Raw genomic sequence first — 16,108 nt, forward strand, 5'->3', positions numbered from 1 at the left:
CAGAAGACGGGCGCGGACGCCGCGGGCCTACAGGGGTTGCGTGCACAGATGCTTCTTGCCGTCACCCTCCGTTGAGCCAGAGCATTGGCGCTGAGGCTGGAACCGCGGCCGGCGTCGCCGATCGTGGCGATGACCGCCTCAGGGCTTTGCCTATCTAAGCACCAACTAGACTAAATGTCACTAAAACCACAGCAATCACCTGCGGAACGTGAGCACCACTCACTCCACCCGGGTGGAAGGGCCCGCTCGCAGGTCAGGCGCTGTGGCCCGCCCGCAGCAGGCCGTACGTCACCGCCTGCTCCAACGCCTGCCAGGACGCCTCGATGACGTTCTCGGCGACCCCGACCGTGGCCCACTCGCCGGTCGCGTCGCTTGAGGTGATCAGCACCCGGGTCACCGCGTCCGTGCCGTGCGTGCCCTCCAGGATGCGGACCTTGAAGTCGATCAGCTCGACCTCGGCCAGCTCGGGGTAGAGCTTCTCCAGCGCCAGCCGCACCGCCCTGTCGAGCGCGTTGACCGGGCCGTTCCCCTCGCCGGTCGCGACGATCCGCTCGTCCTTCGCGTGGAGCTTCACGGTCGCCTCGCTGACCACGTCGCCGCCGGGGCGGCGCTCGACGATCACCCGCCACGACTCGACAGTGAAGTAGCGCCGGCGCTCGCCGACCGTGTCGCGCAGCAACAGCTCGAACGACGCGTCGGCCGCCTCGAAGGTGTGCCCCTTGGCCTCCAGCTCCTTGACCCGGTCGACCAGCTGCCTGGACTGCTCGCCGGTGAGCTCGTAGCCCAGCTCGCGGCCCTTCAGCTCGACCGACGCGCGGCCGGCCATGTCGGAGACCAGCATGCGCATGTCGTTGCCGACCTCGGCGGGGTCGATGTGCTGGTAGAGGTTCGGGTCCACCTTGATCGCCGACGCGTGCAGGCCCGCCTTGTGCGCGAAGGCCGAGGTCCCGACGTACGGCTGATGCGAGTTCGGCGTGACGTTGGTGACCTCGGTGATCGCGTGGGCGATGCGGGCCATCTCGCGCAGCGACTGCGGCGGCACGAGGTCGAATCCCCGCTTGAGCTGGAGGTTCGCGACCACGGTGAACAGGTTGGCGTTGCCGGAGCGCTCGCCGTACCCGTTGGCGCAGCCCTGCACGTGCGTGGCGCCGGCCTTGACCGCGGCCAGCGTGTTGGCGACCGCGCAACCGGTGTCGTCGTGGCAGTGGATGCCGATGCGGGCCCCGGTGCCCGCCGCCTCGTGCACCACGTCGGCCAGCTCGTCGGGAAGCATGCCGCCGTTGGTGTCGCACAACGCGATCACCGACGCCCCGGCCTCCGCGGCCGTGCGCAGCACCTCCAGCGCGTACGCCGGGTTGGACCGGTAGCCGTCGAAGAAGTGCTCGGCGTCGAGGAAGACGCGCCGGCCCTCCGCCGTCAGGTGGGAGACCGTGTCGCGGATCATCGCGAGGTTCTCCTCCAGCGTGGTGCGGAGGGCCAGTTCCACGTGGCGGTCGTGGCTCTTGGCCACGAGCGTCACGATCGGCGCGCCGGATTCGCGCAGCGCGGCCACCAAGGGGTCGTCGGCGGCCTTCACGCCCGCCCGGCGGGTCGCGCCGAACGCGGCGAGCTGCGCGTGCTTGAGGTCGAGCTCGGTCTGAGCCCGCCGGAAGAACTCGGTGTCCTTGGGGTTGGCGCCCGGCCAGCCGCCTTCGATGAAGCCGACGCCGAGGCCGTCCAGGTGCCGTGCGATGGCCAGCTTGTCGGCGACCGTGAGGTTCAGCCCCTCCTGCTGGGCGCCGTCACGGAGCGTCGTGTCGTACACGTGGAAACGATCGTCGGCCATCTCTGTGTCTCCTTCGCGGGGTTGTGTCTCGCCGCGCGCACGGGCCCCTGCCACCATCGGCCCCAAACAAAAAGACCCCTCACGGACGTGAGAGGTCTGCGCGCCGGCGAGTGTCCTTCAGCCGGCGCGCCTGCCGATAATGAGCAGACCGTAGTACATGGTGCTGAGCAGTTTGCCACAGCCGGTCACCCTCTGGCACATCGATCTCATAGTACGAGATATTGGGGAGTGTTCGCGCAGGTCAAAGGGGGCCGGCATCGGCGGCGCCGAGATGAACGGCCGGCGGGTACGGGTGGTCACGCCGGGCGGGCGGAAAGCCGCCCACCACTCCCATGTCGGTGTCTCAGCCCCGGCGGACGTAGGCCGGGTCTGACAATCCCTGGGGCAATGATCCGGTAATAACCCGCCATAGAGGCGCGGGACACACGATCGGCCCACCCTCAGTGAGTACGCTCGCGAAGCGGTTCGCATCGACGGGCCGCTCCGCCCGGGCTCGTGTTCGCCCAGCGGCGTCCAACCGATCACGCGCCTGATGCACGTGAGCGTCAGATGTGACCAGGCGCCCGGTTCGAACAGGGCTCGGTTCAGCGTTCAGATCAACGTTCAGTTCAACCAGGGGGCGACGGATGACTTGTCGGCGCGGCGGCGGGGCGTTTCTCACCGGCAGGATCGCCGGTTTCCTTCTCGCCGGCACTTCGGCTTCGACCGCGTTCATCACCGGTGTCGTTCCGCTCGGGGCCGCCGCGGACAACGGGCACGGCCGCGCCGATCGCGCCTCGCGCAACGTCGCGACCCTGCCTGGGCAGGAGCCGCGGGACCGGCCCGGGGACAAACTGTCGGTGGCCGGAGCGACGCACAACCACGGCTACCAGCACACCTCCGCCAACACCGCCGGCGGCTCGTCGAACGTGCAGAACGCGCTGTGCCGGCGCGCCCGGGTCTGCAACATCACCCAGCACGTGACGATCGCCGGACCACGCGTGACCGCGAGCCCCACGCCGATGCCCACGGTCACCGTCACGGTGACGGCGACGCCGTCGCCCGTCGTGGCTCCCCCTGTCGTGGCGGACGAACCGGCGCCGTGCCCGGCTCCGCGCCCCCTGCTCAGGGTCGGCGCGGGGATCGACGCAGGGATCGACGCCAGGGTCGAGGCCGGGGTCGACGCCGGAGCCGGCGCGGGCACCGGAGGGGGCAGCGGCCTGCTCGAAGGGCTGCTGCCGCTGCCCGTCCTCGGAAGGGGCGCGGCCTGCCCCGGCGCGTCCGGCTGATCCGGGCCCGGGGGTAGGTCCGGCCCTGGTGCCGAGGCGGGCCAGGGCGCGGCTTCCGGCGATCGCGCCGATCCCCCGTACGGGCTGGTCGCAGAGGTTCGCCACAGGGTACGCCCCCCGCGTGAGGTGACGCCGGGGCGCGCCGCTCGGAAGGGGAGGCGGTGCGGCGAGCGCCCTACGACGCCGCGGCTGTCAGCAGATCTTGTGGATCCAGTGGTGGGAGTCGGGGCGGCTGCCGTACTGGACGCCCACGAGCTCCTCGCGGATCTTCATCGTGACCGGGCCGGGGGTGCCGTCACCGACGGTCCAGCTCCGGTCGACACCCTTGACCGAGCCGACGGGGGTGACGACGGCGGCGGTGCCGCAGGCGAAGACCTCGGTGAGCTCACCGGACTCGCAGCCCGCCTGCCAGTCCTCGACGGAGATCTTGCCCTCTTCGACCGTGTATCCCAGCTCGCCGGCGAAGCTGAGGATCGAGTCGCGGGTGATGCCGGGCAGCAGCGTCCCGGTGAGCGCCGGGGTGACGAGACGGTCGCCGAAGACGAAGAACAGGTTCATCCCGCCCATCTCCTCGACCCACCGGTGCTCGAACGCGTCGAGCCAGACGACCTGGTCGCACCCCTCCGCGACGGCCTGCCGCTGTGCCACGAACGCCGCCGCGTAGTTGCCGCCGCACTTGGCGAACCCGGTGCCGCCGGGGGCCGCGCGGGTGTATTCGGTGGACAGCCACACCGAGACCGGCTTGAGGCCGCCGGTGAAGTACGACGCGGCGGGCGAGGCGATCACCATGTACTTGTAGCTCTGGGAGGGGTGGTTCACCCCGAGGGCGGGCTGCGTGGCGATCATGAAGGGGCGGAGGTAGAGGCTGTGGCCCTCGGTGGTCGGCACCCAGTCGCGATCGGTCTGCACGAGGAGTTCGAGCGACTCGACGAACGTCTCCTCGGGGATCTCCGGCATCGCCATCCGCAGCGCGGACTGGTTGAACCGCGCCGCGTTCGCGTACGGTCGGAAGGTGACGATCGAGCCGTTCGACTGCCGGTAGGCCTTGAGCCCCTCGAACAGCTCCTGGCCGTAGTGGAACACCGCCGTGGCGGGGTCGAGCACAAGCGGGCCGTACGGCTGGAGCTTGGCGTCGTGCCAGCCCTCCCCCTCGGTCCAGTCGATCGAGATCATGTGGTCGGTGAAGACCTGACCGAAGCCAGGGCTCGCCAGCACCTGCTCACGCTCGGCCGCACTGCGGGCCTGCGGGTTGAGCTGCACGTCGAACCTTAGGTGGGTGGTCATGGCGAGGTCCTTCTCTCTTCGTCGTCGTAGTAATTGTGCGACGAGTCGGCTAAGGGAAAACTAGGGCATTCGGCAGGTATGAAAAAGCGCATGGCGGCCCATACCGGGCCGCCATGCGCGTGAGGTCAGGATGAGCGGCCGGGATCAGCCGGCTACTCGGGCGGCGATGTCGTCGCCGATCTCGCGGGTGGAGCGCGCCGTCCACGCGCTCTGGCGCTCGATCAGGTCGTCGGCCACGGCCTGCTCGACACGGGCCGCCGCCCCGGCGTGGCCGAGGTGGTCGAGGAGCATGGCGACCGACAGGATCGTGGCGGTCGGGTCGGCCTTGCCCTGACCCGCGATGTCCGGCGCGCTGCCGTGGACGGGCTCGAACATGGACGGCGCCGTGCGGGCCGGGTTGACGTTGCCGCTGGCCGCGAGGCCGATGCCACCGGCGACCGCCGCGCCGATGTCGGTCAGGATGTCGCCGAACAGGTTGTCGGTGACGATCACGTCGAACCGCTGCGGCTGGGTGATGAAGAACATGGAGGCGGCGTCGACGTGGCAGTAGTCGGTCTCGACCTCGGGGAACTCCAGGCTGAGCCGGTCGACGGTGCGCGCCCACAGGTCGCCCGCGTACGTCAGCACGTTGGTCTTGTGAACCAGGGTCAGCTTGCGGCGCGGCCGGCTCAGGGCCTTCTCGAAGGCGTAGCGCACGACGCGCTCGACGCCGTAGGCGGTGTTCAGGGACTCCTGGGTGGCGATCTCGTGCGGCGTCCCGCGGCGCATCGCGCCACCGGCGCCGGCGTACGGGCCCTCGGTGCCCTCCCGCACGACGATCATGTCGATGTCCTCGGGGCGGGCCTGTCCGAGCGGGGTCGTCACGCCGGGGAACAGCTTGACCGGGCGGAGGTTCACGTAGTGGTCGAGCTCGAAGCGCAGACGCAGCAGCAGCTCGCGCTCCAGCACGCCGGGCGGCACGCTCGGGTCGCCGACGGCGCCCAGCAGGATCGCGTCGTAGCCGCGCAGCTCGTCGAGCACCTCGTCGGGAAGCGTCTGCCCGGTCGCGTGGTAGCGCCTGGCGCCGAGATCGTACTCCGTGGTCTCGGACTTGACACCGACGGCGTTGAGGACCTTGAGGCCTTCGGCGACCACCTCGGTGCCGATACCGTCACCGGGGATGACTGCCAGGCGGATGTTGCTCGACTCCATGCGTGTACCTTACCGGTTGTCTCGGAGATCGAAACACCGATCTCACCATTCGGCCATACCCGGGCGAATGCGCCCGTCAGACGGATCCCGCGGCCACGGCGCGCCCGGCGCCGCCGGTGCGCAGTCCGACCGGACGGGACGACCCTGGCACGCTCCAGGTCGGCCGGCGCCGTCGAGATCGCCGGCTTCGACGGTCCGGTCACCTGGGCGGGCTCGGGACGCGAGGCCCCGCCGAGGAGGAAGATCTCGGTGAACACCGCCCGCCGGTCGATCAGCCGGAGCAGGCCGGTCGGGTTCGCGGCCCCACCGCCGATGCCCGCAACACATCCGAAATCGGCATAGGCCAGGTCAGCGCTGCGGTACGCCCCCGTTGTCGCGGCGGTCGAGCGCGATCTGCAGGGCCGCGGCCGCCTCGTCCTCAGCGTCCTCGGAACGGCCCCAGGGATACATGTCGTACATGACGATTCTCACTTCGACGGAGGGATGCTGAGAGCGGACCCGCCGGTCGCGGATCCCGGAACGTCGGCCACCGATGGAACGCGGGTCACGCGTCACGGGCGAACCGAAGGCCGGCGGCACCGCGCTCCGCGACGGGCCGGCCTGCCCTGATCAGGCCCCGTCGCGGCAGGTGATGTGCGGGGCGCCTCGTCATCGAAAGACTACCCCACAATCTCGTAGGACGACCTACTATCTCACTTCGTGAGACGCGGTCCGCGATATGGCGGCTGCGGAAGAGGCGAACGCGGAAACGGCGAACGCGGAAACGGCGAACGCGGAAACGGCGAACGCGGAAACGGCGAACGCGGAAACGGCGAACGGCCCGGCGCGTGTGCGCCGGGCCGTTCGCTGAGCGGGTGCCGGGGTGTCAGTCCTCCAGGTCGACCGTGCGGCCGCTGTCGGCGCCGATCTCTCCCGCGATCTGCTCGACGACCTCGGACGGGATCGCCGTGTCGACGGTCAGCGCGATGAGCGCCTTGCCGCCCTTCACGTCCCGGGAGACCTGCATGGAGGCGATGTTCACGCCGTGCTCACCGAGCAGGCGGCCGACGATGCCGACGATGCCGGGGCGGTCGGCGTAGGTGAAGAACGCCAGGTGGTCGGTGGGCTCGATCTCCATCGCGTAGCCGTTGACCTCGACGATCTTGGTGATCTGCCGGGGGCCGGACAGGGTGCCGGAGACGGAGACCGTGCGGCCGTCGGCGAGCACGCCGCGGACGGTGACGACGTTGCGCCAGTCGGGGCTCTCCGCGCTGGTGACCAGCTCGACCACGACACCGCGGTCCTTGGCGTGCAGCGGCGCGTTGACGTAGGTCACCGCGTCCTCGACGACGTCGGTGAAGACGCCCTTGAGCGCGGCCAGCTCCAGAACCCGGACGTCCTGCGAGGAGATCTCACCGCGCACCTCGACGTCGAGGCGGGTGGCCACCTCGCCCGCGAGCGCGGTGAAGATGCGGCCGAGCTTCTCGGTGAGCGGCAGGCCCGGCTTGACGTCCTCGGCGACCGCACCGCCCTGGACGTTCACGGCGTCGGGCACGAACTCGCCGGCGAGCGCCAGCTTGACGCTGCGGGCGACCTGCGTGCCGGCCTTCTCCTGGGCCTCGTGGGTGGAGGCGCCGAGGTGCGGCGTCACCACGACCTGGTCGAACTCGAACAGCGGGCTGTCGGTGCAGGGCTCCTTGGCGAAGACGTCGACGCCGGCGCCGGCGACGCGTCCCTCCTTGAGGGCGGAGTAGAGGGCGTTCTCGTCGATGATCCCGCCGCGGGCGACGTTGACGATCCGGACGGTCGGCTTGACCATGTGGAGCTCACGGTCACCGATGAGACCGATGGTCTCCTTCGACTTCGGCAGGTGGACCGTGATGAAGTCGGCCTGCTGGAGCACCTCCTCCAGCGACGCGAGCCGCACGCCCATCGCCGCCGCGCGGGCCGGCTGGAGATAGGGGTCGTACGCGATGATCTCGACGCCGAACGGCTGCAGGCGCTGCGCGACGAGCTGGCCGATCTTGCCGAGGCCGAGGATGCCGATGACCTTCTCGTCGAGCTCGACGCCGGTGTACTTCGAGCGCTTCCACTCGCCGCCCTTGAGCGCGGAGTGCGCCTGGGCGACGTTGCGGGCGCTGGCGAGGATCAGTGCGACCGTGTGCTCGGCGGCGCTGGTGATGTTGGAGGTCGGGGCGTTGACGACCATGACGCCGGCCTTGGTCGCGGCCTCGACGTCGACGTTGTCCAGGCCCACACCGGCGCGGGCGACGACACGCAGCTTGGGGGCGGCCGCGATGGCCTCCGCGTCCACCTTGGTGGCGCTGCGTACGATCAGGGCGTCCACGTCGGCGAGGGCGGGCAGCAGCTGCGACCGGTCGGCGCCGTCGGTGTGCCGGACCTCGAAATCCGCGCCGAGCACGGCGAGACCCGCTTCTGAGAGCTCTTCTGCGACAAGTACGACGGGCTTGTTCACTGGGTTGAGTCCTTCGTGAAGTGCGACAGCGCGGACGACGTGAGTCTATCGGGGCCTTGTGAAAGCCCTCACGAGCGCCCGGCATACGAGACAACCAACGTCACGGAGGCATCGCGGCGGCACCTCGACCCGGTCTCAGATCACGTCCGCACGTGCGTCCACCCCGCGGACGCGGCACACGAGGTCCGCGAACGGACGGCGCGGGCTCGGGAGGACCGGACGTGGAACGGCGTCCCCGGCACGCATGACGCGGCGCGGGAACTGCCGGGACTCTCGAGATTCATGCGCCCCACTCACGTGCGGGCCAAGCCGATCTGTGTACCCCGGCGACCATGATCCATACGGACTGTCGCCAACTTGGTATTGATCGCACCTAATCTTCGGGATTAGCCTGATTCGCCATGGTCCAGTCCCTATCGTTCAGGCTATGAGCATCGGGAACCCCTCCCTGGGCGACGTTCTCGCGCGGCATGGCAGCCCCCGGCAACTCCTGGCGGCCCTCGCGGAGTGGGGCATCCTGGTGGCGGTCCGCCCCGACCGCTCCGTGGTGCTCGGCACGACGCAGAACGGCGAACGTGTTCTGCTGGGCTACACGGGACCGGCGACCTACGCCCGGCACCGTGGCAGCCACTCGCTGTCGGCGTGCGACGCCGACACCATCCTCGACATCCAGCGCGTCACGGGCGTGCGCGAAATCGTGATCGACGCGGCCGGTCCCGCGGCCGCCGCCGTGCCGATCGACGATCTGCGGCGCCATCTGGAGGCGACCCGCACGGGTCCCGCTCCCGCGCTGTCGGCGATGAACCAGGCCGCCCCGACGGCGTACGCCACGGGCGCGATGGCGACCGTGACCCGCGCGCAGGTCGCGCGGCAGGCTCCCCCTGCGCCCGTGCCCGCCCCGGTCCCGGAGACACCCGCGGCGCTGCCCTCGCAGTGGATCCCCGCGCCCCGCCAGCACCTGTCGGGGGCCATGCAGGTCGTGGACCCCGGCTACCGCAGGACGCGTCATCCGATCCTGCCCGCGCTGCGGGTGGCGATCGCCGAACTGCTGCCGGAGTATCCCTACGTCCACCACGTCTGGATCTCCGAGTCGCGGACGGCCGCGGGGCTGTGGGGGCTCATGCTGCACGTCAAGGTGCACACCCTCGCCGCCGAGGACGTCGTCAAGGAGTTGCACCGGCGGGTGCGCTCCCGGCTGCCGCAGCTCGCGGCCAGCGAGGCCCCGGTGCTCATGGCCCGCGTCGCCGACGCCCACACCGAGCGCCGTCTGATCGAGATCGGCGCGCACGTCGTCTGTCCCGACGCGCGCGACTGAACGCCGGCCCCCTGGCCGATCTCCGCCGGCGCCGCCGGCGGAGATCCGGGGGTGCGGTGGAGACCGGAGGGCCCGGCGGGGATCGGAGGGCCCGGCGGGGATCGGAGGGCCCGGCGGGGATCGGAGGGCCCGGCGGGGATCGGAGGGCCCGGCGGGGATCGGAGGGCCCGGCGGGGATCGGAGGGCCCGGCGGGGATCGGGGGGCCCGGCGGGGATCGGGGGCGCGGTGGAGATCGAGAGGAGATCGCGCAGCAGCCGAACCGTTGCGGGACAGTCCTTCCGGACGGGCGCTTGCTCGGCTTGAATGACGCCATGGTCTCCACGGCCGCGACGCCCTCCCCCTCGAAGGTCTCCCTCGGTGTTCGCCTCGGGTATGCCGTCGGCTCGTTCTGCACCGCCAACTTCGCCACCATCCCCGGGCTGCTGCTGCTCTTCTACATGACGAACGTGCTCGCGGTGCCGGCCGCGTTCGCGGGGGTCGTGCTCTTCCTGCCCAAAGCCTGGGACCTGATCGCCAACACCCTGGTCGGCCGGTGGTCGGACCGCACGGTCTCACGCTGGGGACCACGCCGGCCCTGGCTGCTGGCCGGCGCCCTCGTGCTGCCGGTGTCGTTCGCCCTCATGTTCGCCGGGCCGCCGCTCACCGGCGCGCCCGCCGGCGTCTACGTCGGCCTCACGTTCCTGCTCGCCGCCACCGGATACGCCCTGTACGAGGTGCCGTACAAGGCGATGCCCGCGGAGATGACGACCGACTACCACGAGCGAACCTCGCTGCTGCAGTGGCGCATGGTCCTCATCTCGGTCGGGATCGCGATGAGCGGCATCCTCGCCCCCCTGATCGCCGGTAAGACGGCCGGCGGGTACCGCACCATGGGCGTCGTCTTCGGCGTGATCCTGCTCGTCGCGATGCTGGCCTCGTTCTTCGGCACCGCCCGCGCGCCCTTCACCGGCCAGCAGAGGTCCGAGGGGACACTGCGTGAGCAGTTGTCTGCCGCCCGCACGAGCAGGCCGTTCATGTGGCTGCTCGGGCTCAGCTCGGCGCAGACCCTGGCCGTCGGCGTCATGCTCGCGGGCTCGCCCTACTTCGCCGCCTACATCCTGGACGACCCCTCCGCCACCACCACGCTCTTCGCCGCGCTCGTCGGCCCGATGCTGGTCACGATGCCGCTGTGGGTGTGGCTCGCCCGCAGGCTCGACAAGCGCGGGGCGATGATCCTGTCCGGTGCGATGTTCGGCGTCGGCGGGCTGCTGATCCTGGCGACGCCCGCGCTCGGCTCGCTGTACGCGCACCTGTGCGTGATGCTCGTCGGCATCGGCTACGCCGGCCTGCAACTGCTCCAGTACTCCATGCTCGCCGACGTCATCGCCTACGACGGCGTGGTGAGCGGCAAGCGCAGGGGCGGCGTCTTCACCGGCCTGTGGACGGCGGTCGAGAACGCGGTGCAGGCGCTCGGGGCGACGCTCTACGGCTGGGTGCTGAGCGCGGGAGGCTTCCTGTCCTCCGACCCGGAGCACCCGGTGACCCAGCCGGACAGCGCCCACGTCGCGGTGATGGTCGGCGTGACCCTGGTCCCCGCCCTCATCACGTTCGCGGGCGTGCTGATGACCCTCAAGTACGAACTGACCGCCGAGCGCATCGACGCCGCCACCGCCGGGGCCGGGGCCACGGCCTCAGCGGCCGCCGCCGCTGACGACGCCGGGCAGGACGGCGGGCAACCCGAAACCGGCGAAGTGCTCCGCGCCGAGGAATGACGTGATCTCGGAGATCCGCTCGTCGCGCAGGGTCAGCACGGTGATCGACCAGGCGGTGTGCGGGCGGGCGGCGCCTTCGCCGACGTAGAAGGCCACGGCCGGCTGGCAGTTCGCGCCGGTCAGGACATACCGCCAGCTCGGGCAGCGGGTGAGCGGCACCTGCACGGCGAAGTCGGCGACCGCCGCGATGCCGCGATACCAGTGCGGCAGCGGCGGCATCGACCAGGTGACGTCGTCGGTGAGCAGCGCGATCAGGGCGTCGGCGTCCCCGCGTTCGAGGGCGGACGCGAATCCGATGGCGATCTCCCGCGCCCCGGGGTCGCCGATCGTGCGCGGCGCCCGCTCCCGGGTGAGGGAGGGCGCCTTCTCCGCGAGGATTCTGCGGGCCCGCGCCAGAGCCGAGTTCACGGAGGCGGCCGAGGTCTTCATCATCGCGGCGATCTCGGCGGCGGAGAAGCCGAGCACCTCGAAGAGCAGCAGCGCCGCACGCTGGTTGCGTACATCCACGAGCGCAGCGAGGAGCGGCCCTCGAAGCGGGCGAGGCCCCGCCAGGCCCGCAGCAGGGCGTCCTGGAGCGCGTCGTCGGCGTCATGGACCGAGCCGAGCATGCGGTAGCAGTGGGCGTGCAGCTCCGGGCGCAGCGGCCGGACCAGCCTGGTGAACGCGGCCTCGTCCCCGTCCCGCGCCCGCGCCAGGTCGCCGTCCGCCGCCGGGGAAAAAACCTCGCCCACGAGCGACGATTCTGCCTCACATCGGGAGTCTTCCCTCCCGGGGAGCACGACCGGCTCCCGACCGTTCCTCCCGAACAGGAGACACGCCATGATCACCGAGGCGGATCTGAAGGCCGACCTGCGCCGCTATCTGCAGGAGGCTCGCGATGCCCTGCTGTGGAAGCTGGACGGGCTCCCGGAATACGACGTCCGCCGCCCGTTTACGCCGACGGGCACCAACCTGCTGGGGCTGGTCAAGCATCTGGCCGGCGTCGAACTGCTGTATCTGGGGTTCGTGTTCGGCCGTCACTTCGACGAGCCCGTGCCCTGGTTCCGTCCCGACCTGGGGCCGGCCGTCCCGCGGAACACGGACATGTGGGCCACCGCCGAGGAGTCCCGCGATTACGTCACCGGTGTGTACCGGCGCGTTTGGGGACACGCGGACGCCACGATCGCGGCGCTGCCGCTCGAGTCGGCCGCCCACATCGTGTGGTGGCCCGAGGAGCACCGGCGGGCGACCCTGCACCGCGTGCTGGTCCACGTGATCGCCGAAACACACCGGCACGCCGGCCACGCCGACATCGTCCGCGAGTCGATCGACGGCGGCGCCGGGTACCGGGACGGCGACGACCTGGTGACGGCCGGCGATCTGTCGTGGTGGCAGGAATACCGCGAGGAATTGGAACGCGTGGCCCGGGAGGCCGCCCACCGTGGTCCCGGCGTTCCGGGAGCGGCCGGCGCCCCTGCCGATCGCGGCGCTCACTCCCGCTGACCGACGTCGCCGCCGTGTGCGGAGCCGCCGCGCGCGAGCGCTCCGGCACCGCGTACGGCCGCGGCGCAGATGATCGTGGGCCACCTTAAGCACCCCTCAAGGGCGCCGCTTCGCGAATCATGCCCCTGACCTGCGAATTATCCGACCTGATGAGGCGTGCCCGGGATAAGAAAGGTTTAAGAGAAGGTAGATATTTTAGGCTTTTGACCGATTTATCACCACATGTCGGTCTGTAGCGCACCATAATGACGACTTCCCCAGCGTCTAACCCCCACTGGAGGACTGATCGTGAACAGAGCGCTCGGAGCGGTCCTGTGCCTCGGAAGCGTCGCGGCCGTCGGCCTGGCGGCCGGACCCGCTCAGGCCGAGGCCCAGCACGCGGGCTGCCGGGTCGCCGCCGCGAAGCCCTACGTCACCGCGGACGGCAAGATCCGCGCGGCGGGCTCGCGGGCCGGTTGCGTCGACAACGCCCGTTTCCGGGTCCGGATCCTGAAGGACAGGCCGGGCCCCGACCGCGTGGTCAAGAGCGGCTCCAAGGTGGTCAGGAACGCGCGCGTCCTCGTCTCCCTGGTCTGCGCGGACGGCGCCTACTACAGCGTCGTCACCGACTACCGCGGCCACATGTCGCGGTCGAGGCAGGTGCGCCTCGACTGCGACGTCCCCACCCCGATTCCCTCCTCCACCTCCTCCCCGAGCCCCACCACCGCCCCCACGGCGAGCCCCTCCGCCGTTCCCGCCACCAGTCCCGCCGCGAGCGCCCCCGCCTCCACGGCTCCCAGCGCCTCTCCCACGAGTGGCTCGGCCGTGGGCACCGCCGTCGAGAACGAGGTCGTGCGCCTCACCAACATCGAGCGGGCCAAGGCGGGCTGCGGCCCGCTGAAGCACGACGCGCGGCTGCGCACCGCCGCGTACAACCACTCGGCCAACATGTCCGCGCAGAACAAGATGGATCACGTATTGGACGGCCGTGACCCTGGGCAGCGCATCACGGCCGCCGGCTACACCTGGCGGGCGTACGGGGAGAACATCGCGCAGGGCTATCCCACGGCCGCGTCCGTGGTGCAGGGCTGGATGAACAGCCCCGGGCACCGGCAGAACATCCTCAACTGCACCTACACCGACATCGGGGTCGGCTACGCCGCCGCGGGCGCGTACTGGACCCAGGACTTCGGCCGGCAGTAGAGCCTCCACCGGTTCGGCGCGGGAGCGGGGACGCCACGCCCGGCGGCCCCGCTCCCGTGCCGGGATCGAAGGGGATTACGGCGGTCTTCTGGACACCTCGGACCACTGCGGCGGATACTTCCAATCATGAGCTCTCCCCCGGTTCGCGCCTCGGACGGGGACCGCGAGCGCGCACTCAGCGAGCTCCGCGACCGGGTCGCCGAAGGACGCCTGTCGATGGAGACCTTCGTCGGCCGGGTGGACCTGGCGCTTCGCGCTCGCAACCGCACCGAGCTGGACGAGCTGGTCGCCGACCTTCCGCACCGCGGGCGCTGGCGCAGACGGATCACCGACGCCGTCGCCTCGGTGTCGGAGCTGAGCAGCCGGATCGAGTCCGCCTGGCGGCGTCCCCGGCTGCCCCGGCTCGCCCTGCCCACCGACGGCCGGGCACGCTACCTGGTCGGCCGCGGCTCCTCCTGCGACCTCGTCCTCGCCGACCTGACCGTCTCGCGGGTCCACGCCGAGCTGCGGCGGGAGCTCGACTCCTGGCTGCTCGTCGACCTCGGCTCGATGAACGGCACCCGGCTGAACGGCTGGCGCCTGGTCGGCCCGGCGCCGGTGCGTGCCGGTGACGAGGTGGCCTTCGGCGACTGTGTGTTCCTGGTCTCGCTCCAGGCCTGACCGCTATACGTACATTTCCGTATTGCCGCCCCGGCACCGCTCACCGATGATCGCGGAAAGCCACTCACCCGGGAGCGGACTGTGCGGTTGTCACGACGTATCACGATCATGCTGGCCGGTGCCGTCCTGGCCACCGGGATCGCCGGCTCCGGCGCCCCCGCCGTGGCGCGGGACCCTGCCCCCGGCGTCGCGGATCTGACCCGCGACCTCGACCAGATCCTCGCCGACTCCCGGCTGGCCCCCGCGCGGGCGGGCGTCGCCGTGCGCGCCGCGGCGACCGGTGAGGACCTCTACTCCCTCGACGCGGACAAGCTGTTCGCCCCCGCCTCCAACACCAAGCTGCTCACCTCGGCCGCCGCCCTCGACACGCTCGGCACGGACTTCAGGTTCACGACCGACGTGCTCGCCGCGGCCAACGTGGGCCGCACGGTCGCCGGGGACCTCACGCTGCGGGGCACGGGCGACCCCACCATGCTCGCCGCCGACTACGACGCGCTCGCCGCCAAGGTCGCGGCCGCCGGGGTGAAGGTCGTCACGGGACGGCTGGTCGCCGACGACACCTGGTTCGACGACGTACGGCTCGGCACCGACTGGACCTGGGACGACGAGCCGTACTACTACGCCGGGCAGATCTCCGCGCTGACCGCGGCGCCCGACACCGACTATGACGCGGGTTCGGTGATCGTCTCTGTCGCGCCCGGGGACGGCCCCGGCAAGGCCGCCAAGGTGTCGACCACGCCGGCGACCGACTACGTGAAGATCGTGAACCGGGCCGTCACCGGCGACGAGACCGACGTGCTCGTCGAGCGGCAGCACGGCACCAACACCGTCGTCGTCAGCGGCACGGTCTCCGAGCCGTACGACGAGTGGGTCGCGGTGTGGGACCCCACGCTCTACGCGGCCACCCTGTTCCGTGAGGGGCTGACCCGGCACGGCGTGAAGGTCCTCGGGCCGACCGTACGCGGGACCGCGCCGGCCAAGGCGGCCACGGTCGCCTCACGCCGATCGATGCCCCTCGGCGACCTGCTCGTGCCGTTCCTGAAGCTGAGCAACAACATGCACGCGGAGATCCTCACCAAGACGATGGGACGCAAGGTCTCCGGCACGGGGACGTGGGCGGCCGGACTCGCCGTCACGACCGCGTTCGCGCAGACGAACGGCGTGAAGACGCTGCGGCTGCGGGACGGCTCGGGCCTGTCCAGGGTGGACGCCCTGACGCCCGCCGGCATCACGGCCCTGCTCGCGGCGGTGCGCGGCAAGCCCTGGTTCCCCACCTGGTATGCCGCCCTGCCGATCGCGGGAGAGGCGGAGCGGATGGTCGGCGGCACGCTGCGCAGCAGGATGGGCGGCACGGTGGCGGCCGGGAACGTGCACGCCAAGACCGGCTCGCTCACCGGCGTGACCGCGCTGTCGGGCTACGTGACCAGTGCGGACGGCGAACCGCTGGTCTTCTCGATCATCAGCAACGGCTACCTGTCCGGCCCGCCGAGGGATCTGGAGGACCGGATCGCCGTCAGGCTGGCCCAGTTCAGCAGGAAGGCCCCTGTAGACGAGACGGTGGACGAGACGGCGGCGCGCGGCGTGGCTCCCGGGTCGTCGCCGCGGGACGCCGCTCCGACGTCCCCGCAGCGGTCGGCCGACGACCTCGAGTGCTCCTGGCTCAAGCCCGTCCGGTGCTGAGCCCGTCCGGTACT

At 71.0% G+C, this 16,108-nt stretch carries 13 protein-coding genes; 7 read left to right on the top strand and 6 right to left on the bottom strand.

Annotated features, from left to right (window positions below; genetic code table 11):
• Nucleotides 1-253 precede the first annotated feature (253 nt).
• Complete coding sequence (gene cimA / locus ACQPZZ_RS33280) at nt 254-1,825, bottom strand: citramalate synthase (protein WP_432925625.1); 1,572 nt, start codon at nt 1,823-1,825, stop codon at nt 254-256.
• A gap of 626 nt (nt 1,826-2,451) precedes the next feature.
• Between cimA and ACQPZZ_RS33285 the strand changes: the two genes are divergently transcribed.
• Nucleotides 2,452-3,093 carry a hypothetical protein gene (locus tag ACQPZZ_RS33285; RefSeq protein ID WP_432925627.1) on the top strand — a complete coding sequence of 214 codons (642 nt, stop codon included), beginning with the start codon at nt 2,452-2,454 and terminating at the stop codon, nt 3,091-3,093.
• 192 nt (nt 3,094-3,285) lie between these two features.
• Here ACQPZZ_RS33285 and ACQPZZ_RS33290 read toward each other — a convergent pair whose 3' ends face one another.
• The 3 genes from ACQPZZ_RS33290 to serA form a co-directional block, all read right to left on the bottom strand.
• Nucleotides 3,286-4,377 carry a branched-chain amino acid aminotransferase gene (locus ACQPZZ_RS33290; protein ID WP_432925629.1) on the bottom strand — a complete coding sequence of 364 codons (1,092 nt, stop codon included), beginning with the start codon at nt 4,375-4,377 and terminating at the stop codon, nt 3,286-3,288.
• Nucleotides 4,378-4,521: 144 nt separating this feature from the next.
• A complete protein-coding gene (locus tag ACQPZZ_RS33295) occupies nt 4,522-5,568 on the bottom strand; it encodes a 3-isopropylmalate dehydrogenase (protein WP_363644007.1) in 1,047 nt (348 codons plus the stop codon).
• A gap of 865 nt (nt 5,569-6,433) precedes the next feature.
• Nucleotides 6,434-8,023, bottom strand: coding sequence for a phosphoglycerate dehydrogenase (gene serA / locus ACQPZZ_RS33300; RefSeq protein WP_432925632.1), 1,590 nt, complete (start codon nt 8,021-8,023; stop codon nt 6,434-6,436).
• 427 nt (nt 8,024-8,450) lie between these two features.
• On the opposite strand from serA, the gene ACQPZZ_RS33305 reads away from it, so the two are divergent.
• Nucleotides 8,451-9,338, top strand: coding sequence for a hypothetical protein (locus ACQPZZ_RS33305; protein WP_363644001.1), 888 nt, complete (start codon nt 8,451-8,453; stop codon nt 9,336-9,338).
• Between the two features lie 312 nt (nt 9,339-9,650).
• The gene (locus ACQPZZ_RS33310; RefSeq protein ID WP_432925634.1) at nt 9,651-11,090 is read left to right on the top strand and encodes an MFS transporter; all 1,440 of its coding nucleotides are present in this window, start codon (nt 9,651-9,653) and stop codon (nt 11,088-11,090) included.
• Here the strand turns inward: ACQPZZ_RS33310 and ACQPZZ_RS33315 are convergent.
• Nucleotides 11,010-11,597 carry a nuclear transport factor 2 family protein gene (locus ACQPZZ_RS33315; RefSeq protein WP_432925636.1) on the bottom strand — a complete coding sequence of 196 codons (588 nt, stop codon included), beginning with the start codon at nt 11,595-11,597 and terminating at the stop codon, nt 11,010-11,012. The two genes, ACQPZZ_RS33310 and ACQPZZ_RS33315, sit on opposite strands and share 81 nt — an antisense overlap.
• Nucleotides 11,519-11,821 (bottom strand): sigma factor, encoded by a 303-nt coding sequence (locus tag ACQPZZ_RS33320; RefSeq protein WP_432925638.1) that lies wholly within the window; start codon nt 11,819-11,821, stop codon nt 11,519-11,521. Before ACQPZZ_RS33320 ends, ACQPZZ_RS33315 begins: the two co-directional genes overlap by 79 nt.
• Nucleotides 11,822-11,909: 88 nt before the next feature.
• On the opposite strand from ACQPZZ_RS33320, the gene ACQPZZ_RS33325 reads away from it, so the two are divergent.
• From ACQPZZ_RS33325 to dacB, 4 genes are all read left to right on the top strand, one after another.
• A complete protein-coding gene (locus tag ACQPZZ_RS33325) occupies nt 11,910-12,572 on the top strand; it encodes a DinB family protein (protein ID WP_432925640.1) in 663 nt (220 codons plus the stop codon).
• A 288-nt stretch (nt 12,573-12,860) separates the two neighbouring features.
• Complete coding sequence (locus ACQPZZ_RS33330; RefSeq protein WP_432925642.1) at nt 12,861-13,754, top strand: CAP domain-containing protein; 894 nt, start codon at nt 12,861-12,863, stop codon at nt 13,752-13,754.
• A gap of 126 nt (nt 13,755-13,880) precedes the next feature.
• Nucleotides 13,881-14,414, top strand: a complete 534-nt coding sequence (locus ACQPZZ_RS33335; protein WP_363643991.1) for a DUF1707 and FHA domain-containing protein — start codon at nt 13,881-13,883, stop codon at nt 14,412-14,414.
• A gap of 81 nt (nt 14,415-14,495) precedes the next feature.
• Nucleotides 14,496-16,094 (top strand): D-alanyl-D-alanine carboxypeptidase/D-alanyl-D-alanine endopeptidase, encoded by a 1,599-nt coding sequence (gene dacB, locus ACQPZZ_RS33340; RefSeq protein ID WP_432925644.1) that lies wholly within the window; start codon nt 14,496-14,498, stop codon nt 16,092-16,094.
• Nucleotides 16,095-16,108 lie beyond the last annotated feature (14 nt).

This window comes from Microbispora sp. CA-135349 (assembly GCF_050947365.1).
Lineage (GTDB): Bacteria > Actinomycetota > Actinomycetes > Streptosporangiales > Streptosporangiaceae > Microbispora.

What these genes read in the sequence shown, in the direction of transcription:
- ACQPZZ_RS33325 (WP_432925640.1), top strand. Translation starts at nt 11,910, where the DNA reads ATGATCACCGAGGCGGATCTGAAGGCCGACCTGCGCCGCTATCTGCAG.
- ACQPZZ_RS33290 (WP_432925629.1), bottom strand. Translation starts at nt 4,377, where the DNA reads ATGACCACCCACCTAAGGTTCGACGTGCAGCTCAACCCGCAGGCCCGC.
- ACQPZZ_RS33295 (WP_363644007.1), bottom strand. Translation starts at nt 5,568, where the DNA reads ATGGAGTCGAGCAACATCCGCCTGGCAGTCATCCCCGGTGACGGTATC.
- ACQPZZ_RS33285 (WP_432925627.1), top strand. Translation starts at nt 2,452, where the DNA reads ATGACTTGTCGGCGCGGCGGCGGGGCGTTTCTCACCGGCAGGATCGCC.
- ACQPZZ_RS33310 (WP_432925634.1), top strand. Translation starts at nt 9,651, where the DNA reads ATGGTCTCCACGGCCGCGACGCCCTCCCCCTCGAAGGTCTCCCTCGGT.
- cimA (WP_432925625.1), bottom strand. Translation starts at nt 1,825, where the DNA reads ATGGCCGACGATCGTTTCCACGTGTACGACACGACGCTCCGTGACGGC.
- ACQPZZ_RS33305 (WP_363644001.1), top strand. Translation starts at nt 8,451, where the DNA reads ATGAGCATCGGGAACCCCTCCCTGGGCGACGTTCTCGCGCGGCATGGC.
- ACQPZZ_RS33335 (WP_363643991.1), top strand. Translation starts at nt 13,881, where the DNA reads ATGAGCTCTCCCCCGGTTCGCGCCTCGGACGGGGACCGCGAGCGCGCA.